Raw genomic sequence first — 25,293 nt, 5'->3', positions numbered from 1 at the left:
GGACAGCGCGGCCGGGTGGGGGCGGACGGTGACGGGGGCCGGGCGGGCGGCGAGGGCGGCGCGGCCGATCGCGCGGGGGGCACGGGCGCGGAGGAGGGAGGAGGTCGGGGCGGCGGCGAGGAGGGCGGCGACGCGGCGGGGTACGGGGCCGGTGGTGGCGGACAGCGCGGCCGGGTGGGGGCGGACGGTGACGGGGGCCGGGCGGGCGGCGAGGGCGGCGCGGCCGATCGCGCGGGCGGCGAGCCTGCGGTCGCCGACTGCCGCTGCGGCGGACTCGTCGGCCCAGCGTTCGAGTGCGTAGGACAGGGGGCCGCGCAGGCCGCGCAGCGCGGGATGGGCCGCACAGGCCAGGGCGAGGGCGGTGAGGAAGAGGTGGTGGCGCCCGGCGAGGTGGGCCCGCTCGTGGGCGAGCAGCGCCTCGCGTTCGGCAGGGTCCAGTGCGCGGAGCATCCCGGAGGTGACGACGATCCGGCCGGGACGGCCGGGCAGCGCGTAGGCGTCGGGGCCCGGGTCGGGCAGTACCGTCAGGTCGCCGGCCTGGGTCCCGGCCGTCGCGGCGGCCCGCCGGGCGCGGGCGGCCAGCACGACGTGGCGACGTACGGTGCGTACCAGGGCCACCACGACCGCGGCGAGCAGCCCCGCGGCGACGCACGCGGCCGGTACGGTCACCTGGTCGCCGACCACCGGCAGTACGAAGTCCCCCAGCGCGGCGACGGGCGGCAGCATCAGCGCACCCGACCCGGCGAGCAGCCCGAGCGCGGCAACACCGCACCCCGCCAGCACCACCGCCGACGCCGCGATCAGCCACGCCGCCGCCCGCGGCGCCAGCCCCTCCGCGAGACGCCGTGCCGCCGGCGCACCCACCAACGGCAGCACCAGCGGCACCCAGACTGCGTAGTTCACGCGTCCGCACCTCCCACCGTGCCGCCTTCGCGGCCACCCGTCCCCGATCCGGAAGCGCCCGGGGCCGGAGAAGACCCCCCTTCCGCCGCGCGGCCCCCCTCCGGGGCCGGGGAAGACCCCTCCGGGGCCGGGGAGGAACCCCCTTCCGCCAGGAGAGCGCGGAGCAGGGCCTCGTCGGCGGGGCTGAGTTCGGAGACAAAGCGGGCGAGCACGGTGCCGCGGTCGTCGCGGGCGGATTTGTCGAGTTCGGTGCGCATGCGGCGGGCCGCGAGGCCCGGGGGGTCCTGGGCGGGGAGGTAGGCGTAGCCGCGGCCGGCGCGGGTGCGGCTGACGGTGCCCTTTTCGTGGAGGCGGGCGAGGATCGTGGTGACGGTGGTGCGCGCGAGGGGCGTACCGAGGTCGCGCTGGACGTCCGCCGGGGTGAGCGGACGGCCGTCGGCCGCCCACAGCGCGGCGAGCACGCTGGCCTCCAACTCGCCCGGCGGGCGGCGAGCCGCGTTGGGCTCCGCCATGAATCGCCCCTTCCCGCTCGTTCGTCTGCGGTTCCGTAGACCGACTACACGGCCGTAGTCGGCACGAGGTGCCGCACCGCACCCCTCGGACCCATTATGGGAGCGCCCCACCTCCATGTCCCTGCCCGTCCTGAACGAAGCCGCGCTCCCTCCGGCAGCCCCCGCACGAAGCCGTGAACGTACTCGACGGCGGTGGTCCGACCGCGGGACACCCGGGTGCAGGCCGCCACCGCCGCACCCCCGGCGGCGGCCGCGTTTCCGGGCCCCGGTCGGGGCCGGACCCGTGGCGCGGAACGCCGCCGGCCGCCGTCCGCAGTACGCGGAGGGCGGCCGGAAAAAGGGCTGCGAAGGACACGGGCGTCAGGCCTTGGCCGCCGCCGCCTCGATCTCCAGGGCGATCCGGATCTTGTCGCCGACCGCCGCACCCGCCGCGCCGCCGGTGACACCGAAGTCACTGCGGCTGATCTCGGTCGCGGCCGAGAAGCCGGCGAGCGCGTTGCCGTCGAAACCGGTGCCGAAGCCGTTGAGCTCCAGTTCCAGGGTGACGGGCTTGGTCACGCCGTGCAGGGTCAGCTCGCCGTCGACCTGGAACACGGCCGCGCTCTCGGCGCGGATCGCGGTCGAGGTGAAGGTCATCTCCGGGAACTGCTCGACGTCCAGGAAGTCCGCGTTGCGGACGTGCGCGTCACGGGTCTCGTTGCCGGTGTCCACCGAGGCGGTCCTGATCACCGCGGTGACCGACGACTGGAGCGGGTCCTCGGCGGTCACGATCGTCCCCTCGAACTCGCCGAAGTGGCCGCGAACCTTGGAAACACCCAGGTGGCGGACGTAGAAGGAGATGTCCGAGTGGACGCTGTCGATGGTCCAGGTACCGGCGACGTAGCCGGGGATCACTTCGGTCTGCGTGGTCATGGCGGGCTCCTCGGAGGGTTCGGTGAGCGGTGGTCAGTGGCGCCTGATTGAGCTCTCACTCACTATAACTCCATTGTATTGAATGTTCAACCATCCTAGAATGGAGGACATGGACGAGGTGCGGTGGCTGACCGATGACGAGCAGGAGATCTGGCGGGCGTACATGACCGCGAACGTCGAGTTCACGGCTCACATCGACCGCCAGTTGCGCCGGGATTCCGGCATGCCCATGGCCTACTACGAGATCCTGGTGCGGCTCTCGGAGGCGCCGGGCCGATGCCGGCGGATGAGCGAACTCGCCGAGGCGTCGCTGTCCTCGCGCAGCCGCCTGTCGCACGCGGTGGCGGCGCTGGAACGGTCGGGGTGGGTGATACGAAGACCCGCCGACGCCGACCGCCGCGGATGGGTGTGCGAACTGACCGACGAGGGGTTCGCCGCACTGGCCGCCGCCGCTCCCGGACACGTCACAACGGTCCGCGAGCACCTCTTCGACGTTCTCACACCCGAGCAGCTCTCGGCACTGCGCGACATCGGCCGGGCGATCAGCGCGGGGCTCAGGGCGGAGTGCGACGAGGAGCGCGCACAGGAGCCGGCGGACTGCGCCGCCGCGCAGGACGACGACGACTCCTGCTGAACCACCGGGCGAGCCCGTACGAACGGCTGGGTACGTCCCTGCGTCAGCCGCACCGGGAACCCGTCAGGGCGCCCGATCGCGGCGGAATCGCTCGGAGCGGGGACTACTTGACCGTGCTGCCGGCCGGCTGCTTACGCGGCGACGGCGACCTTCCCCCGGTGCAGGGCCGGCGCACCCTGCGGGGTCGGGCGGCGGGCGAACACCAGCAGGCGCAGCGCGAGGAAGCGGCCGATGCCGGCCAGGGCGGAGGCGGCGAGGTAGACGGCCTGGGCGAGCAGTGGGGAGGGGTTCGGGTGCAGAACGCCGAGGACGAGGACGGCGGCTGTGGTGAAGAGGTAGGCGAAGACGAGGGTGAGCGCGGACTTGCCGTGGATACGCCAGCCCGCGCGCCCGTTTCCGGCGCCCGTGCCGAAGGTGAAACGGTGGTGGAGTTCGGTGGCGAGCAGGGTGGACGCCACCGTGACCACGGCGTTCGCGGCGGTGAACGGCACCCGGCCCGCGGCCAGCAGCAGCACCCCGCTGGACAGCAGGCTCACCCCGCCGCCGCACAGCACGAATCGTGCGAACGCGGCCACCGGCCCGCGGGCCGGCGCGTACGGCGCCGCACCGCCCGGGGTGCCGTCGGCGGGCGCGGCCCGCTCGGCCGCCGGCGGAACCACCGCACTCGCCGCACTCGTCGTGTTCTGCGTTAACCCCATGAACAGACTGTGCCCCGTACCACTGACACCGCACCCACACGACGCTGACAGCACCCCGAACCAGCACCCCCGAACGCGAAGCGCCCCGCGGGGGCGCGGGGCACCCGCACAACCACAACAGGGCCCCGCAGTACACCCGCACCCGCCCCACCCGACTCCGTGGTTCCCCCGAACACGACGTGCCCCGCAGGGACGCCGGGAACCACGACCAGCAACAACAGGCCCGGCACCCGGCAGCGCACCCGCACCTCCCGGGCTCGACTCCGCACCCCCCGAGCGCCGGACGCCCCGCAGGACCGCGGGGAACCCCGCGCACCACCACAACAGGCACCGCACCCCCCCGCAGCGCACCGGGATCCGGAGAGCTGGATGCCGTGGTTCCCGGAGTGCGGGGCGGTGGGGGCGTACGCGCGGTTACCCGCGCCCCCGCAGGGGCGTACCCCGAGGGTCCGGCACCGGAGCGGACGCCGGTCCGCGAACCCCCCGGCACCGCCCCCGCCTCACCCCGCCCGCCTCACCCCAGCATCTCGGCCGGCACCGCCCCCAGCGCCTCCTGGATCGCCGCCACCAGCCGCCGCGCCGACTCCGCGGTCAGCTCCAGCGCGACCCGCGCCGCAGGCCCCTTCGCCGGGTCGGTGAAATCGATGTTGAGGGTGTGTTCGGCCATCGCGTGCACCGGGTGGTCGTAGTAGACCGTCAGGTCGGTGACGTGGAACCACGCGCCTCCCGGCCCCTTCGCGCTGCCGTCGATCGCGTCCTTCACGGTGGTGTACGTGCACACGGTCAGCTCCCCAGGTGCTTGCCGAAGAAGGCGGCGATCCGCTCCCAGCCGTCGTTGGCGGCGGCCACGTTGTAGTTGGGGCGGTTGACCGCGAAGAAGCCGTGCCCGGCGTCCTCGTAGGAGTGGAACTCGAAGTCCTTGCCGTGGTCGGTGAGGATCCGGCCGAGCTCGGCGACCTGCCGCGGGCTCGGGTGGGTGTCCTCCGCGCCGAACAGCCCGAGCAGCGGCGCCCGCAGGCCCGGCAGTTGGTCGACCAGGTTGGTGATCTTCAGCGGCACGCCCTCGGGGACCGTGCCGGTGACGAAGGCGCCGTAGCAGTCCACCGCCGCGTCCAGGTCGAGGTGGCACACGGCGAGTACGGACTGCCGGCCGCCGGAGCAGTAACCGATCACGCCCACCCGGCCGTTGGCGGTGGGCAGCGCGCGCAGGTACGCGGCGGCGCCCGCCACGTCGCCGACCAGCCGCGCGTCCGGCACCCCGCCGTTGGCCCGGGCGACCGCCGCCGCGTCGTCGGGGGCGGCACCGGGCGCCTCGCGGGAGTACAGGTTGGGGCAGAGCGCGTCGTAGCCGAGTTCGGCGAAGCGCCGCGTGATCTCCTTGGTGGCCCGGTCGTACCCGGGCATGTGGTGGATGACCACGACTCCGCCGCGGCTGCCGTCGCCGGCCGGCCGCGCGAGGTAGGCCTCGATCTCGTCGCCGTCATGACCGGCGATCGTGACGGTTGTCGCGGTCAGGGAACCTGTGGGGGATTCACTCATGACGCCAGCTATATCATCGGCCCGGCCTCTCGCCGGGCGACGATCCGACCAGCGGGCACGGCGGTGCGGGCGACCTCGACCGGGCCGCCCGCACGCGGGGAAGAGTCAGGCCGTCATGGCCGGGTACCGCTTCAACGGCGCCCGGGAGTACGCCTCTTCATCAGGCCCATCCCCATCGTGGCCAGGCCCAGCAGGCACGCCACACCACCGACGATCGAGTTGTTGACGATCGTCTTCGTGATGTCCGCGGAGCCCGACACCGACCACGGTGCCACGATCGTCCACACGCCGATGGCACACGCCACCCATCCCAGGCCGTGGGTGCGCTCAAGCACGGAACCGAACCCCATCGCGAGGACCGCCAGCGCGAGACCGGTGATCAGGTTGCTCACCCTGAGGCCGGCGAAGTTGTCGAAGCCCACCACCCACGGCGAGATCGCCAGGTACAGACCGGTCAGCATGCACAGTCCCTCGACGAGGCCGGCCATCGGACTCGCCGACACCGCCGCGTAACGCTCCCGGAGGGAGACGAGATCGGGGTGAGTATCAATGTGCGTTTCCGTCGAATGGGTGGCCATAGAAGCCACCTCCTTCGCAAGTACAGTCGCTTCTGCCGCCGGATGCCCTTCGGATCTCCAGTCCGAAGGTGCCACATCCTCACTCAGCGTAGAACTTATGGGACCCTTACGGCCACCCGTAGGACCGACAAGAAGGCGACCGTTTCATACCGTTTCGGGCACGGTCCCGGCAACGGCTCCGGCCTGCGGCGCGGTGCCCCGCGCCGCCACGTCCTCCCGGGGCGCTTCGAGCGCCGTGTCCGGCAGTGCCGTGTCGAGCAGCGCCGCCGCGGCGGCGCGGGCCGTGGTGGACGCGGAGGGGTCGCGGTCCATCCGGGCGGAGACGGCGGCGCCGTCGTAGAGCAGGTGCAACCGGCGGGCCAGGTTCTCCGGGTCGGCGGCCCCGGCCTCGGTGGCGAGCCGGGTGAACAGGCCGCGCACCCACGCCCGGTAGGCGTCGGCGGCGTGCCCGACGGAACTGTCGTGCGCGGTCTCCGCGCTGGCCCTGATGAAGGCGCAGCCGTTGAACTCCGGGTCGGTGAAGAGCTCGCCCTGCCCGTCGAACACGCCGAGCAGCCGCTCGCGGGGGGTACGGAACCGGGTCAGCGCCCGCATGATGCGATCGGTGGTGCGTGCCTGCCGGGACTCCAGGTAGGCGCAGACCAGCCCTTCCTTGTTGCCGAACGTGTTGTAGAGCGACGCCTTGGCGACCCCGGCGTGCTCGATGATCCGGTCGATGCCGACCGTCTGGACACCCTCGCGGTAGAACAACTCGTTGGCGGCGTCGAGCAGGCGCTCCCGCGCGGACGGCTTGGCTGCGGCGGTCCTGGTCACCATCCAGATCACCCTCTCAGACAGATCTGTCTATCCTAGCTCCCGCGTACGGACCCGGGTACGGCATGCGTTACCGCATCGGCCGCGCCGGCCGCGTCCGCCCGTGCGGCCCCGGCGGCGTCCGCCAGTACCGGCGCGGGTCCGTGGGCCGGTACGGCCCGCGGTCCGCCGTCCCCCACCGCTTCGGTCACCGCGGCCCGGCCGCTGAGCAGCAGCCCGGCCAGCGCGGCGCCGGCCAGTACGATCACCGCCGTCCCGTACCCCCGCGCGGTGTCCAGCAGCCCGCCGCCGTGCACGACCAGCACTCCGCCGAGCACCGACGGCACGCCCATGCCGAGATAGGACACGACGTACAGCAGCGACAGCAGTCCGGCCCGCTCGTGCGGCGCGGCCTGCGGGATCACCAGCCGTATCCCGCCCTGGAAGCCGCCGCCGAAGCCGAAGCCGGCCAGCGCGCTGCCCGCGAAGAAGCCGATCGCCGACGCCGTACCGCCCGCTCCCGAGCCGATCGACACCAGCGTGACCGCGACCCCGGCGATCAGGGCGAGGACGCCGAGCACCAGCACCGTACGGGTCGCCGCCTCGCGCAGCACCAGGACGGACAGGCCGGCGGCTCCGGCGAGGGCGAACAGGCTCAGGCCCCCGTAGACGACGGAGTCCGAGTGGACCAGGGTGCGGGTGAGGGCGGGGCCGAGCGAACCGTAGAACCCGGCCAGCGCCCAGACCGCGAACAGCACGGGTGCGGCGACCGCGACCGGCCGGCGGGCGGCACGGGGCAGTCTGACCTCGGGGATCATGCCGGCCAGCGCCCCCGGCTTGCGGCCGACCGTCTCGGGCAGCACGGCCACGCCGAGCAACTGGACGGTGAAGACGACCAGCAGCAGCAGGTAGACCAGGTGTGTGGGGGCCGGCAGGAACTGCACGATCAGGCCGGAGACGAGGGCGCCGGCGGCCGTGCCCATCGGGGGCGCGAAGGAGTTGGCGAAGGCGCCCCTGCTCCGGTCGATGTCGAGCATGGCCGCGCCGATCGCGCCGAGGGCCGCTCCGGTGGACACGCCCTGGACGACGCGCGCGGCGAGCAGTGCGCTCACGCTGCCCGCGGTGGCGAACACCACCATCGCGGCGGCCTGCGCGGCCAGCGCGGCGACCAGGACCGGCCGCCGTCCGACGTAGTCGGAGACCGTGCCGAACACCAGCAGCGCGGCCAGTACGGCGAGGGCGTAGACGCCGAAGACGACGGTGGTCGTGATCGGCGAGAAGCCCCACTCGCGCTGGTAGACGCCGTAGAGCGGGGTCAGGGCGCTGGAGGCGGCGAGCAGCGTGACGGCGATCGAGGAGAGCAGGACGAGGCCGCCGGTGGGTCCGAGGGCACGGGGCCGGGCGCCGCGTCTCGGGCGGTGGGCGGGGGTGTGGGCGGTCGCCCACCGGGTGATGGCGTCGGTGGCGGTGCTCATGGGCTGCTTCCCTCGGGCGAGTGACTAGACAGGTCTGTCTAGTTCTTTCCCGCAGGTTAGACAGATCTGTCTAGTACAGTCAAATGATGCGATGTTGTCCCTGCTCAGAGGTGCGGTCAGACCGGTCTGAACGCAGGCGCTTCGTTTGCTGGCACGGCGGAGCGGAGAACCGAGGGACGAGGGCGGGGACACCGGGTGTGTCCGCGAACCGGGGGGGCTGACGCCCGAGCTCCTGGAGCGGGCGGCCGAGGAACGAGGCGACCCGCGCGGGGAGCGAGCAGGAAGACCGACCGAAAGGACGAGGCTGTCGCTGCGAAGGAGGCGCGGTCGTGAGCGCGAGGGATTCCCTGACCGAATACCGGCGCAAGCGGGACTTCTCCCGGACCCGGGAGCCGCGGGGCGGCGCTGCGCGGCCCGGCGACGAGCCGGTCTTCGTGGTGCAGATCCACGACGCCCGCACGATGCACTTCGACTTCCGGCTGGAGGTGGACGGCACGCTGAAGTCGTGGGCGGTCCCCAAGGGGCCCTCCGCCGACCCGCACGACAAGCGGCTGGCGATGCCCACCGAGGACCACCCCATGGAGTACCGGGAGTTCGAGGGCGTCATCGCGGCGGGCGAGTACGGCGGCGGCACGGTGATCGTCTGGGACGAGGGCGGCTACCGCAACCTCAGCAAGGACCGGGTGGGCCGCGAGATCCCGTTCGCGGAGGCGCTGCGCGAGGGCCATGCCTCGTTCTGGCTGGACGGCGCGAAACTGCACGGCGGTTACGCCCTCACCCGCTTCCACGAGGGCGACGGCGAGGCATGGCTGCTGGTCAAGCGGGACGACGCGGCGGCCGGCCGCTCGGGCGCGCCCTCCAACCCGGCCAGAGCGCGGTCGGTACGCAGCGGGCGGACGCTGCGGCAGGTGGAGTCGGACGCGGTGGGTCCGTCGTGAGGGGGCGGGCGGGCGGCGGCGCGGGCACCCGAGCAAGCGGGCACGCGACCGCCACGGGCAACCCGGGGCGCGAGGGCAGGCGGACGGACGCAAGCGACCCCACCGCCCAGGGTCCGCCCGTTCCGAGCGAACCGCGGGCCCCGGGCGAGCCGCCCGCCCCGAGTCCGCCTCCCCTGACCGGCCCGCTCGCCGGGCTGCCCGAGGAACTGCGGGCGCGCCTGCGGCCGGTCCCCGAGGACCGCGCGGCCGCGGCCGTACCGCCCATGCTCGCCACTCTCACCGACCCGCGGTCCTTCGAGGACCCCGAGGGCCGCTGGCTGTTCGAGCGCAAGCTGGACGGCTTGCGGGCGCTGGCCGTACGCGACCGGGACGGCGTACGGCTGCTGTCCCGCACCGGAAACGTCATGGACGCCACCTACCCCGAGGTCGTCGAGGCCCTGAGCTCCCAGGAGTGCGCGGACTTCACGGTGGACGGCGAGATCGTCGCCCTCCGCGACGGCCGCACCGACTTCTCCCTGCTCCAGCAGCGGATGGGCCTGACCGGCCCCCGTGCGGTACGGGCCGGCAAGGTCGCCGTCCTCCACTACCTCTTCGACCTGCTGGCCCTGGACGGCTGGGACACCACCGGCCTTCCGCTACGCGCCCGTAAGAGCCTGCTGCGCGACGCCCTCACCTTCCGCGACCCGCTGCGTTTCACCACCCACCGCAACCGCGCGGTGCTGGACGAGGCGTGCGCCAGAGGCTGGGAGGGGCTGATCGCCAAACGCGCCGACGCCCGCTACGTCCAGCGCCGCACCCGGGACTGGCTCAAACTCAAGTGCGCCGTGGAGCAGGAGTTCGTGATCGGCGGCTTCACCGAACCGTCCGGCAGCCGCGTCGGCTTCGGCGCGCTCCTGCTCGGCCACTACGACGACGAGCGGCGCCTGCGCTACGCGGGCAAGGTCGGCACCGGTTACGACCGGGCCACCCTGCTCTCCCTCCACGCCCGCCTCGACGCCCTCGGACAACCCCACTCCCCGTTCGCCGACCCGGTCCGCGAACCCACCGCCCACTGGACCTCCCCCACCCTCGTCGCCCAGGTCGCCTTCACCGAATGGACCCGCGACGGCCTCCTCCGCCACCCCCGCTTCCTGGGTCTGCGCGACGACAAGGACCCGTCGGAGGTCGTCCGCGAACACCCGTGAGCGCCCCCGTCCCGCAGCCGGGCCCTGCGACGTCCCGTCCGCCCCGGGGCCCCGAAGGGCTGGCCGACGAGCCGTCACCGGATACGGGCGGACGCGTGCGGTGGCGGGTCGTGCCGGCGCTCCTGGTGGGCGTTTTGAGTATCCGTACTCATGTGGCGGGCGGCACCCGCTCGCAGACTCGCAGTCATGGATGTCCGCCTGCCCCGCTGCCCCGACTGCGCCTGGCCCCTCGATCCCGCGGGTGCCGCCGCCTGTCCCGTGTGCCGACTGCCTCTGATCGGGCCGGAGGCGGCCGAGCTCTGGCGTGTGCATGCGGCCCTCGCCCAGTTGGAGGGCCGACGGGCGGTGCTGCTCGCCGGACTGCGCGCGCGCCGATCCGCGCCGGCCCCTCGGCAGGGCGCCGCGTCGTACGGGTGGCCCGGGACGCCGCGGGAGGCCGCCGCGCCGTACGGGTGGGCCGGGACGCCGCGGACGGACGTGCCTCCGCCGTCCGTCCAGAACGTGCTGCTGGTCCTCGGCGGGTTGCTGATCACCGTCGCCGGGCTGGTGTTCACGCTCGTCAACTGGGGTCGTCTCGGCATCGGCGGTCGCACCGCCGTCCTCGCCGCGCTCACCGTCCTCGCGCTGGCCGCGCACCCGTTGTTGCGCCGCCGTCGCCTCACCGCCACCGCCGAGACCGCCTCCGCCATCGGCCTCGCCCTGGTGCTGCTCGACTGTTACGCCGCCCGCGCCACCGGACTCGCGGGGCTCGACCGGGCGGAGACCGGCGCGTACTGGGCCGCGGCCACCGCGCTCGCCGCCGCGGGCTCCGCCGCCTACGCCTGGGGCACCCGGTCCGCCGTCATGCCGACCGCCGGACTGCTGGTCCTCCAGTGCACCGCCCCTCTCACGGCGGCCGCCGCCGGCGTCGGCCTCACGGGGTGGGCGACCTCCCTGGTGCTCAGCGCCGCCTTCGACCTCGCCGCGGTGACCGCGCTGCGCGCGCCGCTCGCCCGGCGCGCCGGTGAGCGCCCGGCCGCCGCACTCGCCCTGGTCGGACGCACGGCCGCGGCCGGCTGGGCCTTGCTCGGCGGGGGCCTCGCCGCCACCGCCGCGCTCAACGCCACCGCCTACGGCCCCGTGCTACGGGCCTGCGCACCGCTCGTCCTGCTCGCCCTCCTCGGCCTGGCCGCCGCCCGCCCCCGCGACCTGCTGCCGTACGGTCCCCGCCTCGGCTCCGCCGTGCTGGCCGGTCTCGCCCTCACCGCCGCGACCGCCGCCACCGCGCGCCTCGCCCTCCCCACCTCCTGGGTCGTACTCGCCTACGCCGTCCCGGCCGCCCTCCTCACCACCGCATCGACGGGCCGCGGCGCGGGGGTCCGGGCGGCGCGCCCTGGTGCCGACGCCCTGGTGCCGGCCTCGGGCGGCGGTCCGGGCAAGCGGCCTGACGCGGGGGGACCCGCGGCAACGTCAAGCGGTTCTCCGTCGGTTGACGCCGCCGCGTCCTCCACCAGCACCCCGTCTGGAGGCCCCGCCCCATCTCCGGCAACCGCAGACCCGGCCGCGCCGTCGTCCGACGCCCGGGCCGTCCCCCCTGACCCCCGTGAGCCCGCACCGTCCTCCAGCCGCACCCGGACCAGCGGCCCGCCCGCAGCCCCCGCCACCGAGGAGCCCGCCACCTTCTCCACCAGCCACCCGGCGGTTGGACCCGCGGTGCCGCCGACCGCCGCCGCCTCGGCCGCGGACGGAGCGACCCCGTCCCCGACCGCCCCCCATCCCGCCGCCCCCCGCAGTGACGGCTCGCCCGCTTCCGCGACCGCGAGGGGAGCCGCCGCGGGACCCACCCGACCCCCCGTCGCGGTTCCGCCGGGCCCCCGCCCTCACCCCCTGTGGGCCGGGCTCGCCGCTGCGGGCGCGCTGGTCCTGGCCGGGGCCGTACTGGACGTGCTCCCGGCGCTGCTGAGGGCGCTCGCGGAACCCCTTCGCCACTTCCTGACCAGCGGGGACGCCGTCGGAGTGCCGTTCCCGGGAGGGTGGGAGGTCGAACCGGTCGTGCCCACCCTCGCCGCCGTGGCCGCGGCCGCCCTGGGCGCCGCCGCCGTACTCCTCGGCCGAACCCCGGCACCCGCGCCGGTACCCGAGTCGGAATCCGTTTCCGGCACCGAACCCGCCACACCGCACGCCGACGCACCCGCCGAGGCCCGACGCGTCGCCTCGCCGGCCCAGGAGACCGGTCCGCACACCCCCGCCGACGCACGACGCCGCACCGCGCCGACTCCCACAGCCGGGACCGCCCCGACTCCACCCGCCGAGGCCCGACTGGTGCTCCGTTGCGGCGCCGTGCTCGCCGCCGTCACCGCGATCGCGCTCGCGCCGGTGGCCGCCGGGTTGCCGTACGCCGCCGCCCTGGCCGCCGCGTGGCTCCCCGGGTTCGCCGCCGCCGTTCGTCTGGTGCGGTGCCCCGGCACGGGGAGTGCCACCGCGCGACTCTGCACCCTGGTCGCGTCCGGGACCCTCGCACTGGTGTGGTCACTGCCGGAGACCGGCGCGGCCCTCACGGTGTGGGGCGCCACCGCGGGTCTGGCGGCGGGGCTCGCCGCAGGGCTGCGCACCTCCTCGTACGGGCGGGTCGGCGCGGGCGCCGGGGCGTTCGCGGTGCTCGCGCTGGGCGTCGAGGCGGCGCGGGCGGGTACGGCTGCGGGGCTGCCGCCGCATCTGGCGGCGTTCGGGGTGCTCGGCGTCGGAGTGGCGACGGTGCCGGTCGCCGCGGTGCTGCGCGGAGCCGCCGCCAAGGAGGCCGAATACGCCGCATACGCGGTGCCCGCCACCGAGCAGCCCCGACTCGGGGTCACCACCGGGCAGCCCTCCTACGGAGAGACCGCCACCACCCCGGAGACCACCACCGACCGACCCCCGCACGCGGGCCCGGCCGGGCAGTCCTCATACGTAAGGCCCGCCGCCGGCCAGCCCGACCCCGGAGTCGCCATCGGGCAACCGCCGTACGGGATGCCCACCGAGGGTTCCAGCCACCGCGTGCCCGCCACCGAGCAGCCCCGACACCGCGTGCCCGCCTTGGAGTGGGCCGGTCACGCCGTGACCGCCGCCGCCCTGCTGATGACCGTGACGCACCCCAACGCCCTCAGCATCGCCCTGGCCATCGCGGGCGTCGCGGCGCTGGGTGCGGCGCTGCGGGCCGAGCGCCGCCGGGCCGGGGTCCTCACCGGGGCGGCCCTGCTGACCGCTTCCTCCTGGGTGCGCCTGGGGCTGGCCGGGGTGGCCGAGCCCGAGCCCTACACGGTGACCGTCTCCGCCGCCGTACTGCTCATGGGCCACCTGCGTCGCCGCCGGGCCCCCGAAACCGGCTCGTGGGCGGCGTACGGTGGCGGACTCGCCGTCACGCTGCTGCCCAGCCTCGGTGCCGCGTGGGGCGACACGCACTGGCTCCGGCCGCTCCTGCTCGGCCTCGCCGCCCTCGCGGTGACCCTGCTGGGCGCCCGCCACCGCCTCCAGGCCCCGCTGCTGACCGGCGGCGGCGTCCTCGTGGCGGACGCCCTCCACGAACTCGCCCCCGCCATCGCCCAGTCTCTCGGCCTCCTCCCCCGCTGGGCCCCCCTCGCCGCCGCCGGCCTCCTGCTCCTCTTCGCCGGCGCCACCTACGAACAACGCCTCGCCGACGGCCGCCGCCTGCGCGCCGCCTTCCGCCGCCTGCGCTGACCCCTCTCACGCCACGAACGGCGCGTCCTGCCCGAGTCACACAATCGCGTGTTCCCAATGCAGGCGGGAGGCCCCGGGGATCTCGTACGTGTGCACGCGGGAGGTCACCCGCATCCGGACAGTCCTCGCCTCCGGAAGCGCCCCCGGCGACCTCGAGCCCGCCCCCTGGCGGCAGGTCGTCGACGAGGTCCGCACCCGCTACCTCGGCCCCGAGCGCCGCGCCGGCTCCGGCACGTACTCCCACCCCAAGGAGCGCCGCCAGGACGTCCTCGCCCGCTCCCCGTTCTCCCAGGTCGACACCGCGCGCTGGGACCACACCCTGACCCGCACCGTGGACGAGGTCATCGGCTGGACTTTCAGCCTCTCCTACTCCAGCCCCGCCCAGCTCGGCGCGAAGAAGGACCCCTTCGAGCAGGACCTGCGGCGCAGCGCTGCTCTCCTTCGCCCCCTCCGGGCAGTTAGCCGAGGTGATCCGCACCGAGGCGATCATCGCCACCAGGCCCTGACACGGTCAGGGGGACGGACACGCTTCACGGCAATCTCGTCCTCGACGACTGGTTCGGCGACTGCGACGCTGTACCTACGCCGCGGGCAGTCGCCGCCTCGTCGCCGCGGATCGTCTCTGAGCGAGGGGCTCCCGCTACCTGCGACGGTGCGGCGCCGACAGTCCGGCCGTGCGGCGGGGCCGGACGACCCATCCGTTTTCGAGAGGGAAAGTCCACTCGGGTCAGGCAGACCAGGAACCTGTGCCCCGGCAGTAACCTGCCCGCACCGCACCAAGAGCACCATCGCTTCACGCCTTAAAGGCTCGCGAGGATTTTGCCGACCAGTTGGCGTGCTTCGTGGCCGTAGACCGCCTCGGATTGCAGCTGGTCGAACATCGACGCGTAGAGCGCAACTTCCTGTGGCCTGGTGACCTTGATCGCCGCGGTGGGTGTCTCCAGGGCGACGGCGTTGTCGTCGAAGATCCAGAAGCCGATGGTTCCGATCGCCCGGCGCTCGACGTCAGCGGGGATGACGCCCACGGACACGAACGGCAGGCGCATGAGCGAGAGCAGGTGGGTGAGCTGGTCGGAGTGGTCGGAAGGGGTGCCGCGGCGGGTACGAAGGGCTTGTTCGCCCAGGACGGCCAGGATGCGTTTGGCCGGGTTGAGTGCGACGGCTGTGCGTTCGGCCTTCATGGCCACGGTCGCGTCGGCGTCGTTGGGAGCGTCGAGGAAGGCGTACCAGAAGGCGAGCATCTGCCGGATGTAGGTCTCGGTCTGGAAGATGCCGGGAAGCACGATTGGTTCGTGGATGCGGAAGGTCGTGGTGCGCTGGTAGGTGGGGATGGAGTGCAGGTCACCGAGGCGCCGCATGCCGGCACGGGACTGCCGCGACCACTCCAGGTAGGCGGTCTCGGCGGCTTGGGTGGTCGCGATGAGTTCGGGAATCTGGGCGTCGGCGCGGCAGACAGCGCACCAGTCGGCGACCTGACGCTCGGTGGGTGCTTGCCCGCCGTTCTCGATCCGGCTGACCCTGGTGACATGCTGGCCGGTGGCGTCGGCCACGGCCTGCTGCGTCAGGCCCGCGGACTTGCGGAGCTGACGCAGCCGGGAGCCGAGTTCTCTGCGCGCCTGGGCGACAGGGCTACTGGGGTCTGTAGTCACGGGACGGTGTCGCCAGTTGCCAGACGCTTTCGAATGCCTGCTTGCAGGCACGCACCGTCTGGGCGTCCTCGGTGATCTCGAACGACGCGTTCGTGCCGTTCCCGGCGTAGTGCAGGAACAGGGCGATCTCGTCGTCGAAGACATAGAAGTCGCCGCTTCCGGGCAGTGGGACGGTCGCCAGGCTGGGGCGCGGGACGTACCGGATGTCCTCGCCGGAGTCGATGAACACCTCGGCGTGGCTCATGGTCCACCGCTGGTAGTCGCTGACCGGCTCGGACACGATCCGGGCCCGGCGGCACGTGCGGCCGGCGGCGCGGTGTCCGCGCAGCATCTCCAGCCACCAGCCGAGCCAAGCGAAGTCATCGACCTCGCCACGGCGCCACTTGGCCATGTGTGGCAGTTCAGTCTCGGTGCCGTAGGAATCCCTGGTCTCCAGGTGCACGAACGACGTCGTGATGCCCCTGCACAGGTCGTTGAGCTCGTCGTGGGTTGCTGGTCTCATCACGGGGTCTGCTGGAAGAAGGGGATCATCCGGTCGGGGATCTCCACGCATGTCTCGCCCTCCGGGATGCCCATCGCGGCGAGCGCCTCAGGATCAGTGACCACCCAGCCCTGCACCACCCAGGATCCTTGGTCGGTGCGGTAGAGGGTCGGAGAGCCGCTGGGCTCTGACTCGGGGTCTTTGGCCACGAAGGTTAGTTTCACGCCCGCCTCCTCGATAGGACCTTGCCAAAACTTGCAGTGACGCCATCCTCACGGAGCGTATGACTGGGGTCAATCTGCAAGTTCCTGCAACTCCCTGGCTTGTGCAGGGCGAGCCGCTCTACGGTGCGGAGCAGATCGCGTCCCCCGAGCCGTCGGCGACAGTCAACGGCACCAACGCCTCGTTGCATCAGCGCAGTTCACACGGCTTTGCGACCCGTCTCGATCGATAGGGTGACCGCATGACTACAACCCGGCATTCCAGAGTCGGCGATGCGACCTCACCACCCCACGGCGAGCGGAACACAGCGCTGGTCGAGGAGCTGCGTACTTCTGGATGGGTGCGCACCGACCGCGTCGCCGGCGCTCTCGAAGCCGTCCCCCGGGGCCACTTCGTCCCGCCCGAGCTCGCTGCGCAGGCGTACGCCAACGAGGTCGTGTTCACCAAGCGGGACATCGACGGCACGGCGCTCAGCTCCGTATCCGCGCCCTGGCTGGTCGCCGGCATGCTGGAGCGGCTGGCGCCACATGAAGGCGACCGCGTGCTGGAGATCGGATCGGGCGGATGGAACGCCGCGCTGCTGCGGCATCTCGTCGGTACCGGCGGGCACGTCACCAGCGTGGACATCGACCCTGATGTCGTCAACCGCGCCGTTAGTGCGCTGGCCGACACTTCCTGGCGGGACGTGCATGTTGTCCAGGGGGACGGCCGTGACGGCTATGGGGACGATGCCCCGTACGACGGGATCATGGTGACCGTCCAGGCGTCCCGGATCGAGCGGGCCTGGCTCGACCAACTCGCGCCCGGGGGAAGCCTGGTGGTCCCCTTGCGCGTGCGCGGCATGGGCCGGCTGCTGACGTTCACGGCCGAGAACGGCCACTGGCGCGGCGGCGGTTGGGAGCAGTGCGGCTTCGTCAGGATGCGCGGAGAAGGCTCGGCCCAGGACACCGGTGCGACCTTCCAGGTGGGCGACGGGGTTCGGCTGCGGGTGCACGACAGCCCCCTGCCCGAGGCTTCGGCGCTCACCGATGCCGCGCTGCATGGCCGACGCGAGATGTGGAGCGGGGTGACGGTAGGTGTCACCGAACGCACCCGCCCTCTGGTCGATCTGTGGCTGGCCACCATCCTGGACCGGTACGGCCGACTGCTCGGTGACACAGCCCCCAGCGGCGGCGACGTGGTGCCGCTTTCCGGGGGAAGTTCTGCGACGTGGACCGGCACCACGCTGGCCTACGTCGCGATGCGGGCCGTTGACGACTCCGGCACGCGCTTCGAGTACGGCGTGGCCTGGCACGGCCCGGACACCGAGCTCGCCGAGCAGGTCACCGATCAGCTCCGCGCCTGGGACCAGCAACAGCGGGGCGGGCAGGGGCCGTCCCTGATGCTGTACCGCGACCAGGCGCCTTCGCCGTCGACCACCGCGCGGGTCCTGGGCCGTGGCGCCCCCCAGTTGGTGCTGACCTGGCCCCGCTGAACGAGCCGCCCTCAGCTCCCGGACGTCACCCGACGGCCGGGCCCACCCAGCGACCCCTTGGAGGGAGGAATCTCATGGACGACGCCTTCTCGCTCGACCCTCAGCAGCACAGCATGACCGCGATTCGCCTGTCCGACACCGATGGTGACACCACCGGTGACGGCTGCGGCGAGTCCCCGCCGCAGGGCCCCACGACGGGCTGCCTGATTCCCGCCTGACGTCCCGCGTACTCCTGCCGGTGCCGGGCTGTGCCAGTCGGCACGCCCGGCACCAGCTGTCTCCGGAAGGCCCGCCATGCGCAGCGTATTCACCGCCCGATCGGTGGCGATGGCCCGCGTCCCTCTCACTCCCGTCGCCGGCGCCCCTTCCCCCGGTCTGCTGGCCGAGGGCGTCTTTCTGGCCTCCCGCTCACTGGATGGCGCCGGCCCCACGCCGCGCACAGACTCTGCCCGAGCCGCCTACGCGCTGCGCGCCTCGACCCGTACGACCCCCAGCGGCGTGTGGTGCGCAGCCGGCGTCGCGATGTTCGACGAGACAGACCCCGGCCCGATCAGATGGGGTGAGCGTTACCACACACTGACGGTGCCAGCCCCCCACTGGCTCTTGGCAGTCGCCGACCGCCACCTGGAGGCGGCCCTCGGCCGGCTGACCGTGTGCTCCAACAACCTCGCCGTGCGCAGGGGCCGGCGGTGGGAGGCTGCTCACCCTGGCCCGGAAGGCGACGCTGTGCTCGGTTCAGTCGCTGCGACCGACTTGTCGGACTGGCTGCTGGCCACCTGCTCTGATCCCGTCAGTGTCCAGGAACTGCTCACCAAGATTCACCAGCGCTATCCGGACGCCGGCCAGGCGAGGGCCCGTGGGGCCTTAACCCAGCTCGTTCGCACGGGGTTGCTGCTGACCGACCTGTTGCCCGAGGACCTGCGCGCCGATCCGCTGGGGCACCTCCTCCGGCGCCTGGACCGTCACCACCCCGCGCATGGCCAGCTGACAGAACTGCGGAACCTGCTGCGGGAGGCCGACCACCTGCCGCCGGGAAACCGTCGCCGTCTTGAGATCCTTCAGCGCGCGCGGGCGATCGCCGACGAGATCCACTTCGTGGACAAGCCGTTGACCGTCGACACCGCCTTGGACAGCAGGGTGCAGCTTCCCGCCAGCGTCGGCGTCCGTGCCGCTGAGACCGCCTCGCTGCTGTGGCGGATCGGCCACCGCACGGGCCCGTTGCAGGAGTGGACACGCCGCTTCACGGACCTGTACGGGCGTACGCGGCTTGTGCCGCTCCTGGAAGCGGCCGATCCCGTGGTGGGCGTCGGCCCTCCGGCCCCCGAGGATGCCATCGGCGTCGGGAGCGCCCTCGACGACGGCCGCGCCCGCCACCTGGCCGCGCTGCACACCGACGCCCTGGTCCACGGTCTGCAGGAGATCGCCCTGTCCGACGACGACCTTCGTCAACTTCTCGCCTCCGAAGGCCCGGTACCGCCAGCCACCGCGGAGATCCACGTGCGCCTGGTCAGCCAGACGGACGGCACGTGCACGCTGGTGGTCGGACCTCACGCTGCCCAGGACGCCGGCTCGGCCGCCTGCCGCGTGGGCCACCTCCTGCCTGGCCTTCTGCTGGCCCCCACACCACAAGCTCCCGGACCGGCTGTGGTGGCCGAGATCGTGTGCCGGCCGCTGACGGCTCGCACCGCTGCCCTCACCGGCGACAGCGGCACGCTCCCTCATCGCATACCGGTCGGCGTGCCCGCCCGCGACGGCGACCTCCACCCGGCCGACCTCGCCATCGCCTCCACCGGGACCGGCCTGATCCTGTGGTCCCGGCAACTGGCCGCGCCAGTACGGCCGGTGCTGCTCAGTCGCATCACCCGCGACCTGCTGCCTCCGGCCGCGCAGCTGCTGCACCTGCTCGGTCACGCCGGTGAACGGCCCTGGCACCCGTTCACCTGGACGCAGGCGCTGCCGTACGCCTCCTACACGCCGCGCGTCACCTTCCGCGGCACCGTGCTCGCCCCGCAGCGCTGGACCCTGCCCGACACCCTGATCCGGGCCGCGGGACGCCGCGAGAGCTGGACCACCCAGCTTGGGGCATGGATCGCCGGCGCCCGCCCTCAGGTGCCCGACAGCGTCCTTGCCGAGGAGTCCGACCGGCACCTGCTCATCGACCTTGCCGATCCCGATCACCGTGAGATCCTGCGCCGCAGCGTCGCCGCCGGCACTCGCACCCTCGCCGAGGCCATCGGCTACGCCCCGTCCCACGCCCCTGTGGAAGGGCCCGACGGCCGGCACCTCCTCGAACTCGTCGTGTCCCTTGACCGCCGGTCCCCGCGCCCGAAGCCGGTGGAGCTGCATCCGCGCACCGGCGCCCGTCCGAGGCGCAGCGACCTGATGACAACACGGGACGGCTGGTTGTCCATCGCACTGGCCGTCCCCGCAAGTCACCAAGACGCCGCCTTGGCCCAGGTGCCGCCGCTGCACGGCGCGCGCCTGAGCTACTGGCTGCGCTACCGCACCACGACGCTCGGGCCCCACCTGCGGGTGCGCGCCCGCACCACCACCGCGGCGAGTCACTCCGAGGCCCTTGACGCCCTCGCCGACTGGGCGGCGCAACTGGCCGACCAGCAGCTGAGCGACGGGCTCCTGCACGTGGAGCCGTACCTGCGCGAGACCCAGCGCTACGGAGGCACCAGCGCCATCGAGTACGCCGAGCAGGTCTTCGCCGTCGACAGCGCCCGCGCCCTGGAGGCTCTGCACCTCGATGAGATCGGGCGGCTGGTCCTGGCCGCCCGGACCATCCAGACCATCGCCACCAACCTCTCCCCCGCCATGGCCCACCAGGCGGCACGGGGCGCGGCGCTGACCGCGCCCGAACGCCGACGACGGGACGAGGCCCGTGGGCTGACGGGCAAGCCATCCCAGGCGGAGCTGCTCGCCACGAGCGATCGGGCTCATCGTGACGCCCTGGGCGGCCTGGCCGCTGCCCTGGCCCCGGACGTGTCCGCCGCCGTGGCCTCGGATGTGATCCACATGCACTGCAACCGGCTGCTTGGCCTTGACGCCGGCGCCGAATGTATCGCCCGGTCCCTGGCCGTCGACCTCCTCCACCGCCGATGAACAGCGGGCAGCGGCTCGACCTCATCGACCGGGCGGTCCGCGCTGTCGCCGACCCCGATCAGCTCGCCCAGGCGCTCGGGCCCACCCGCGCCGCGACCCTCCACGACGGCCTCGCCGGCACGGCCCTGGCCCTGGCCGTCCTCGCCGGTCAGGACGCAGCGCTCGCCCGTACCGCGTCCCGGCACTGGGACGCCGCCGGCCGTCTGGCCAAGGGCACGGCCCCGGACGGCATCTACCGCGGCCCCGGAGCCTTGGCCGCCTCCCTGATCCTCGGGAACGGCTACATGCCCGCCGGGCATCGCCGCGACAGCGAAGTCGACCGGGCTGCCGCCTGGCTTTCCGCCCGCGCCTGCGGCCTTGCCCGCCATCAGGTCGAGCGCATCCGCCAAGGACGCCCGGGAACCCCGTGGGCGGTCTACGACAGCATGCGCGGGCTCGCCGGGATCGGCCGCATCCTCCTTGCGGCGGCCGACACCGGTCATCGCGAAGCGGCTGACCCCGGCCTGAAGGCCGCCCTGACCACGCTCACCGACATGATCAACCGGCCAACCGAGCCCTACCCGGGCTGGTGGCTGCCCCAGGGCGAACACCACCCGCCCACAGCCATCCCCGAGTCCGGAGCGGCGACGACCGGCCTAGCCCACGGGATCGCCGGCCCCCTGGCGCTCCTGGCCATCGCAGCCCACCAGAGCGTCAGCGTGCCCGGACAATCCGACGCCGTCCACGCAAGCGCCACCTGGCTCCACACATGGCGTACCGGCGAGGGCACGTGGCCTGCACACATCCCCGGCACCGCCCTCGGCCGGCCCGACACCCCCGTCTCGGTCGCCTCAGGCCGCCGGGACGCCTGGTGCTACGGCAACACCGGCATCGCCAACGCCCTGATTCACGCCGGAACAGCGACGCGCGACCGCACCGTCACCGGATGGGGCCATGCCGCCCTCGAGGTCGTCGCCCGCCGCCCGGTCCGGCACTGGGACACCAACAGCGCCGGCATCTGCCACGGCACCGCCGGAGTCATGCTGACCGCCGCCGCCCACAGCAAGGCAACCCTCGAACGCAAGGCCCACGAGGCCACGATCGCCCAACTCGCCGCCACCGACGCCCACTCCAGCGACCTGGGACTGCTCACCGGCAGTGCAGGCGCCGTGCTGGCGCTGAGCAGCAGCTCCAGCCATCCTCGCGACGCGGCCCACTGGTCGGCGCTGCTGCTCCTTACATGAGCGAGCGCGTCAGCGACGCGCGGGGTGGGGCAGAACGGTACCCCCGCCGCGCGGACGGGGAACGCCAGGCGGCCCCCCGTGGGAGCGGGAGCCGTCGTGCTGCCGGGCCGTTGACGGGCCGTGCGGAGAGCGGGGCTTGTTCACGTTACGGACGACGCGCTCCGTGTCGATCAGGTAAAGAGGGCCGTCCTCAGCCGGGGCGACCGGGCTGCCGGTCCCGCCGGGCACCGGTACCGGTCCGGCGGTGGCCCTCAGCAGCGGAGAGGGCCCCGCACTCGGGATCGGCGAGATTCCCCACCCGCCGCGGCCGGCCCCGAGCCGCGGCGTGACCGCCGCCCCGGACGGTGTCACCGGGGAGCGCAACAGGTGACGGGCGAGGGTGTGACGCGACGGCCCCTTGCACACCTCTTTCCGCGCGCGGAAGGTCGTGCCCCCTCACCCGGACCGGGGACGGTTCGTGATCAACGGGCCTACCGCGCCTGACCGTCGGCCGACGGGGCAGACGTCATGCCGACGCACGGTCGGGGTTGCGAGAGGCCGCCGCACGGAGGACCGGCGGCTCCGGCGCCCGGCCCGCGGCGGACCCGCCCCCCGACCGCGCCTCTGCCGCACCCCGCCCACCCCCGCCCGGCCGAACCCGAAACCCCAGCCCAGCCCCGATACCCCCGCCCGCCTGTCATGACCACTGACGGAACCAGCCCACACCGACACCCCCGGATCGCCTACGGACCGCCCCGCGCCCATTCCGTAGCGTTACCATCCGCTTTCCTGCCCGAATATGTTTACTTCCCCGCATCATTGAGGTAACTTCGGCGGCAAAACCACATACTCAGGCATTGAACGGAAGCAAACCAACATGTACGCATCGGAGCGCCAGCAGGAGATCCTCCGCCTCGCACGCGAGAGCGGTCGGGTCGACGTGCTGTCCCTCGCCGAGGAGTTCCAGGTCACCGCCGAGACCGTGCGGCGTGACCTGAAGGCCCTCGACCGAGCCGGCATGCTCCGCCGCGTCCATGGGGGCGCACTCCCGGCGGGGCGGCTCGACTTCGAGCCCGACCTCGCCGCGCGGGACTCCGTCGCCACCGAGGAGAAGGACCGTATCGCGCAGGCCGCGCTCGCCGAGCTGCCGACCGAGGGCAGCGTGATCCTCGACGCGGGCACCACCGCCGCCCGCCTCGCCAACGTGATGCCGGTGGAAACCACCCTCACGGTCGTCACCCACTCGCTGCCCATCGCCGCCCGCCTCGCCGACCACCCGGGCATCGACCTCCACCTGGTCGGCGGCCGGGTACGGCACCGCACCCGCGCCGCCGTCGACGCCTGGGCACTGCGCGCGTACAGCGAGATCAAGGCCGACGTCGTCTTCATCGCCACCAACGGCTTCTCGATCACCGAGGGCCTGACCACGCCCGACCTGGCCGAGGCCGCGGTCAAACGCGCCGCCGTCTCGGCCGCCCGCCGGGTCGTGCTCCTCGCCGACTCCGCCAAGTTCGACGAGGAGCACTTCGCGCGCTTCGGTGACCTCTCCCAGGTGGACCTGCTCATCACAGACACGGGGCTCAGTCCCGACGACGCCCTCGCCATCGAACAGCAGGGCACGAAGGTGGTGCGCGCGTGATCCTCACCATTACCCCCAACCCCAGCCTGGACCGTACGTACGAGTTGCCCTGGCTGGACCGCGGTGCCGTACTGCGGGCCGTCTCCGACCGGGTCGACCCGGGCGGCAAGGGCGTCAACGTGTCGCGGGCGGTCGCCGCCGCCGGGCAGCGGACCGTCGCCGTCGTACCGCTGGGCGGACCGGAGGGCGCACTGCTCGCCCGGCTGCTCGGCGAGCACGGCATCGAGGCCGCCGGGGTGCCGGTCGCCGGCAACACCCGGGTCAACATCACCCTCCTGGAGCCGGACGGCACCCTCACCAAGGTCAACGCGGCCGGCCCCGAGATCACCGAGGGCGAGGCGGAGGCGCTGCTGGAGGCGGTACGCACCAAGTCCGTCGGCGCCGACTGGATCGCCTGCTGCGGCAGCCTGCCGCGCGGCCTGCCCCCCGAGTGGTACGCCGAGCTGGTGGCGCGTATCCACCGGTCGGGCGCCCGTATCGCGCTGGACACCTCCGGTGCGGCACTGACCGCGGTGCTGCCCGAACGGCCCGACGTGGTCAAGCCCAACGCCGAGGAGTTGGCCGAGGCGGTCGGCCGTCCGCTGGTGACGGTCGGCGACGCGGTCAAGGCGGCGGAGGAGCTGCGCGACCGCGGGGCCCGCGCCGTGCTGGCCAGTCTGGGCGCGGACGGACAGCTCCTGGTGGACGGCTCGGGCACGTACTTCGGCAGCGCGAAGGTCGCCGTGGTCCGCAGCAACGTCGGCGCGGGTGACGCGTCACTCGCGGGTTTCCTCGCCGCCGGCGGTACGGGTCCGGTGGCGCTCGCCGCGGCGGTCGCCCACGGCGCGGCGGCCGTCCAGCTACCGGGCAGCGTGATGCCCAGCCCGGCCGACCTCGACCTGTCCGCCGTCACCACGACCACGGACATCCCATCGGACCGCGCGCTGACGGAGCCGCAGCCATGACCACGCGCAGCGCCCTCCGCCCGGCCGCGGACCGGACCGGCCCGAGCCGCCGGGTCCCCACCCCCCACGACCTCACGCCGCCTTCCACGCGGCGCCTCGCGAGCGAAGGAGCCGTGAAATGAGCGAGTTGATCACCGCGGAGCTGGTCGATCTCGACCTGTCCGCCGATACGAAGGAAGCAGCCGCCCGCTCCCTCGCCGAGCGCATGGTCGCCCTGGGCCGCGTCACCGACCTCGACGGCTTCCTGGCCGACGTGCGGGCCCGCGAGGAGCAGATGCCGACCGGTCTGGACGGCGGCATCGGCATCCCGCACTGCCGCAGTGAGCACGTCACCGCACCGACGCTCGCCTTCGGCCGCAGCGGCCAGGGCATCGACTTCGGCGCGGCCGACGGGCCCGCCGACCTGATCTTCCTGATCGCCGCACCGGCCGGGGCCGACGACGATCACCTGACGATCCTGGCAAGCCTGGCCCGGCGGCTGATGGACGCCGAGTTCACCGGCGCCCTGCGCTCCGAGCGGGAACCGGCCGTGGCCGCCGCCCTCATCCGCGGCGAGGAGCCGGAGGCGGCGCGCGCCGCGGCAAGCGCCGAGACCGCCGAGACCGCCGAGACCGCCGACGGGACGGTGAGCGCGAGCGTCCCGGCCGCCTCCGCCGCCACGCCGGCCACCGCCACCGCCACCGCCACCGCCACCGCCACCGCCCCCGCCGGAGATC

At 73.5% G+C, this 25,293-nt stretch carries 22 protein-coding genes and 1 pseudogene; 11 read left to right on the top strand and 12 right to left on the bottom strand.

Annotated elements, in window-relative coordinates; all coding sequences use genetic code 11:
- The 3 genes and pseudogenes from VIW71_RS03110 to VIW71_RS03100 all read right to left on the bottom strand — a co-directional run.
- The coding region (locus tag VIW71_RS03110; RefSeq protein WP_331620347.1) for a M48 family metalloprotease at positions 1-903 on the bottom strand (903 nt) is incomplete at its 3' end.
- A 122-nt stretch (positions 904-1,025) separates the two neighbouring features.
- Positions 1,026-1,415 (bottom strand): annotated as a pseudogene (locus tag VIW71_RS03105) (BlaI/MecI/CopY family transcriptional regulator); the annotation flags it as partial.
- 360 nt (positions 1,416-1,775) lie between these two features.
- Positions 1,776-2,327 carry a YceI family protein gene (locus VIW71_RS03100; RefSeq protein ID WP_331620344.1) on the bottom strand — a complete coding sequence of 184 codons (552 nt, stop codon included), beginning with the start codon at positions 2,325-2,327 and terminating at the stop codon, positions 1,776-1,778.
- Between the two features lie 109 nt (positions 2,328-2,436).
- Between VIW71_RS03100 and VIW71_RS03095 the strand changes: the two genes are divergently transcribed.
- Positions 2,437-2,961 (top strand): MarR family winged helix-turn-helix transcriptional regulator, encoded by a 525-nt coding sequence (locus tag VIW71_RS03095; protein ID WP_331620342.1) that lies wholly within the window; start codon positions 2,437-2,439, stop codon positions 2,959-2,961.
- Positions 2,962-3,092: 131 nt separating this feature from the next.
- On the opposite strand, the gene VIW71_RS03090 is transcribed toward VIW71_RS03095, so the two are convergent.
- From VIW71_RS03090 to VIW71_RS03065, 6 genes are all read right to left on the bottom strand, one after another.
- The gene (locus VIW71_RS03090; protein WP_331620341.1) at positions 3,093-3,659 is read right to left on the bottom strand and encodes a hypothetical protein; all 567 of its coding nucleotides are present in this window, start codon (positions 3,657-3,659) and stop codon (positions 3,093-3,095) included.
- A 514-nt stretch (positions 3,660-4,173) separates the two neighbouring features.
- Positions 4,174-4,440, bottom strand: coding sequence for a DUF6295 family protein (locus tag VIW71_RS03085; RefSeq protein WP_331620340.1), 267 nt, complete (start codon positions 4,438-4,440; stop codon positions 4,174-4,176).
- 2 nt (positions 4,441-4,442) lie between these two features.
- Complete coding sequence (locus VIW71_RS03080; RefSeq protein WP_331620339.1) at positions 4,443-5,198, bottom strand: dienelactone hydrolase family protein; 756 nt, start codon at positions 5,196-5,198, stop codon at positions 4,443-4,445.
- A 131-nt stretch (positions 5,199-5,329) separates the two neighbouring features.
- Positions 5,330-5,776: an SPW repeat protein gene (locus VIW71_RS03075; protein WP_331620337.1), complete on the bottom strand. Its 447-nt coding sequence runs from the start codon at positions 5,774-5,776 to the stop codon at positions 5,330-5,332.
- A 144-nt stretch (positions 5,777-5,920) separates the two neighbouring features.
- Positions 5,921-6,592, bottom strand: a complete 672-nt coding sequence (locus VIW71_RS03070; RefSeq protein ID WP_331620336.1) for a TetR/AcrR family transcriptional regulator — start codon at positions 6,590-6,592, stop codon at positions 5,921-5,923.
- 32 nt (positions 6,593-6,624) lie between these two features.
- A complete protein-coding gene (locus VIW71_RS03065; RefSeq protein WP_331620334.1) occupies positions 6,625-8,043 on the bottom strand; it encodes an MFS transporter in 1,419 nt (472 codons plus the stop codon).
- 329 nt (positions 8,044-8,372) lie between these two features.
- Between VIW71_RS03065 and VIW71_RS03060 the strand changes: the two genes are divergently transcribed.
- The 3 genes from VIW71_RS03060 to VIW71_RS03050 all read left to right on the top strand — a co-directional run bounded on the left by VIW71_RS03060 (position 8,373) and on the right by VIW71_RS03050 (position 13,858).
- A complete protein-coding gene (locus VIW71_RS03060; RefSeq protein ID WP_331620333.1) occupies positions 8,373-8,981 on the top strand; it encodes a DNA polymerase ligase N-terminal domain-containing protein in 609 nt (202 codons plus the stop codon).
- Positions 8,978-10,165, top strand: a complete 1,188-nt coding sequence (gene ligD, locus VIW71_RS03055; protein WP_414720635.1) for a non-homologous end-joining DNA ligase — start codon at positions 8,978-8,980, stop codon at positions 10,163-10,165. Before VIW71_RS03060 ends, ligD begins: the two co-directional genes overlap by 4 nt.
- A gap of 186 nt (positions 10,166-10,351) precedes the next feature.
- Entirely contained in the window at positions 10,352-13,858 is a 3,507-nt protein-coding gene (locus VIW71_RS03050) for an SCO7613 C-terminal domain-containing membrane protein (RefSeq protein WP_331620331.1), read from the top strand.
- 800 nt (positions 13,859-14,658) lie between these two features.
- Here VIW71_RS03050 and VIW71_RS03045 read toward each other — a convergent pair.
- Genes VIW71_RS03045 through VIW71_RS03035 form a run of 3 tightly spaced genes read right to left on the bottom strand, consistent with a single transcriptional unit; the run spans position 14,659 to position 16,212 of the window.
- Positions 14,659-15,507 (bottom strand): helix-turn-helix domain-containing protein, encoded by an 849-nt coding sequence (locus tag VIW71_RS03045; protein ID WP_331620329.1) that lies wholly within the window; start codon positions 15,505-15,507, stop codon positions 14,659-14,661.
- A complete protein-coding gene (locus VIW71_RS03040; RefSeq protein WP_331620328.1) occupies positions 15,488-16,009 on the bottom strand; it encodes a DUF6879 family protein in 522 nt (173 codons plus the stop codon). The genes VIW71_RS03045 and VIW71_RS03040 overlap by 20 nt, the downstream gene beginning before the upstream one ends.
- Positions 16,009-16,212, bottom strand: a complete 204-nt coding sequence (locus VIW71_RS03035) for a hypothetical protein (RefSeq protein ID WP_331620327.1) — start codon at positions 16,210-16,212, stop codon at positions 16,009-16,011. Before VIW71_RS03035 ends, VIW71_RS03040 begins: the two co-directional genes overlap by 1 nt.
- 239 nt (positions 16,213-16,451) lie before the next feature.
- Between VIW71_RS03035 and fxlM the strand changes: the two genes are divergently transcribed.
- From fxlM to VIW71_RS03000, 7 genes are all read left to right on the top strand, one after another.
- A complete protein-coding gene (gene fxlM / locus VIW71_RS03030; protein WP_331620325.1) occupies positions 16,452-17,684 on the top strand; it encodes a methyltransferase, FxLD system in 1,233 nt (410 codons plus the stop codon).
- Between the two features lie 74 nt (positions 17,685-17,758).
- Positions 17,759-17,902, top strand: coding sequence for a hypothetical protein (locus VIW71_RS03025; protein WP_331620323.1), 144 nt, complete (start codon positions 17,759-17,761; stop codon positions 17,900-17,902).
- Positions 17,903-17,978: 76 nt separating this feature from the next.
- Positions 17,979-20,792 carry a lantibiotic dehydratase gene (locus VIW71_RS03020; RefSeq protein WP_331620322.1) on the top strand — a complete coding sequence of 938 codons (2,814 nt, stop codon included), beginning with the start codon at positions 17,979-17,981 and terminating at the stop codon, positions 20,790-20,792.
- Positions 20,789-22,015 (top strand): lanthionine synthetase LanC family protein, encoded by a 1,227-nt coding sequence (locus VIW71_RS03015; protein WP_331620321.1) that lies wholly within the window; start codon positions 20,789-20,791, stop codon positions 22,013-22,015. Before VIW71_RS03020 ends, VIW71_RS03015 begins: the two co-directional genes overlap by 4 nt.
- Positions 22,016-22,871: 856 nt before the next feature.
- Positions 22,872-23,633 carry a DeoR/GlpR family DNA-binding transcription regulator gene (locus tag VIW71_RS03010; RefSeq protein ID WP_331620320.1) on the top strand — a complete coding sequence of 254 codons (762 nt, stop codon included), beginning with the start codon at positions 22,872-22,874 and terminating at the stop codon, positions 23,631-23,633.
- Positions 23,630-24,577, top strand: coding sequence for a 1-phosphofructokinase (pfkB, locus tag VIW71_RS03005; protein WP_331620319.1), 948 nt, complete (start codon positions 23,630-23,632; stop codon positions 24,575-24,577). The genes VIW71_RS03010 and pfkB overlap by 4 nt, the downstream gene beginning before the upstream one ends.
- Positions 24,578-24,695: 118 nt before the next feature.
- A partial coding sequence (locus tag VIW71_RS03000) for a PTS sugar transporter subunit IIA (protein ID WP_331620318.1) occupies positions 24,696-25,293 on the top strand: 598 nt, incomplete at its 3' end.

It is taken from the genome of Streptomyces sp., from assembly GCF_036524955.1.
Taxonomy (GTDB): domain Bacteria; phylum Actinomycetota; class Actinomycetes; order Streptomycetales; family Streptomycetaceae; genus Actinacidiphila.
The sequence above is the reverse complement of the archived record's forward strand: the minus strand, read 5'-3'. Positions and strand labels throughout refer to the sequence as shown.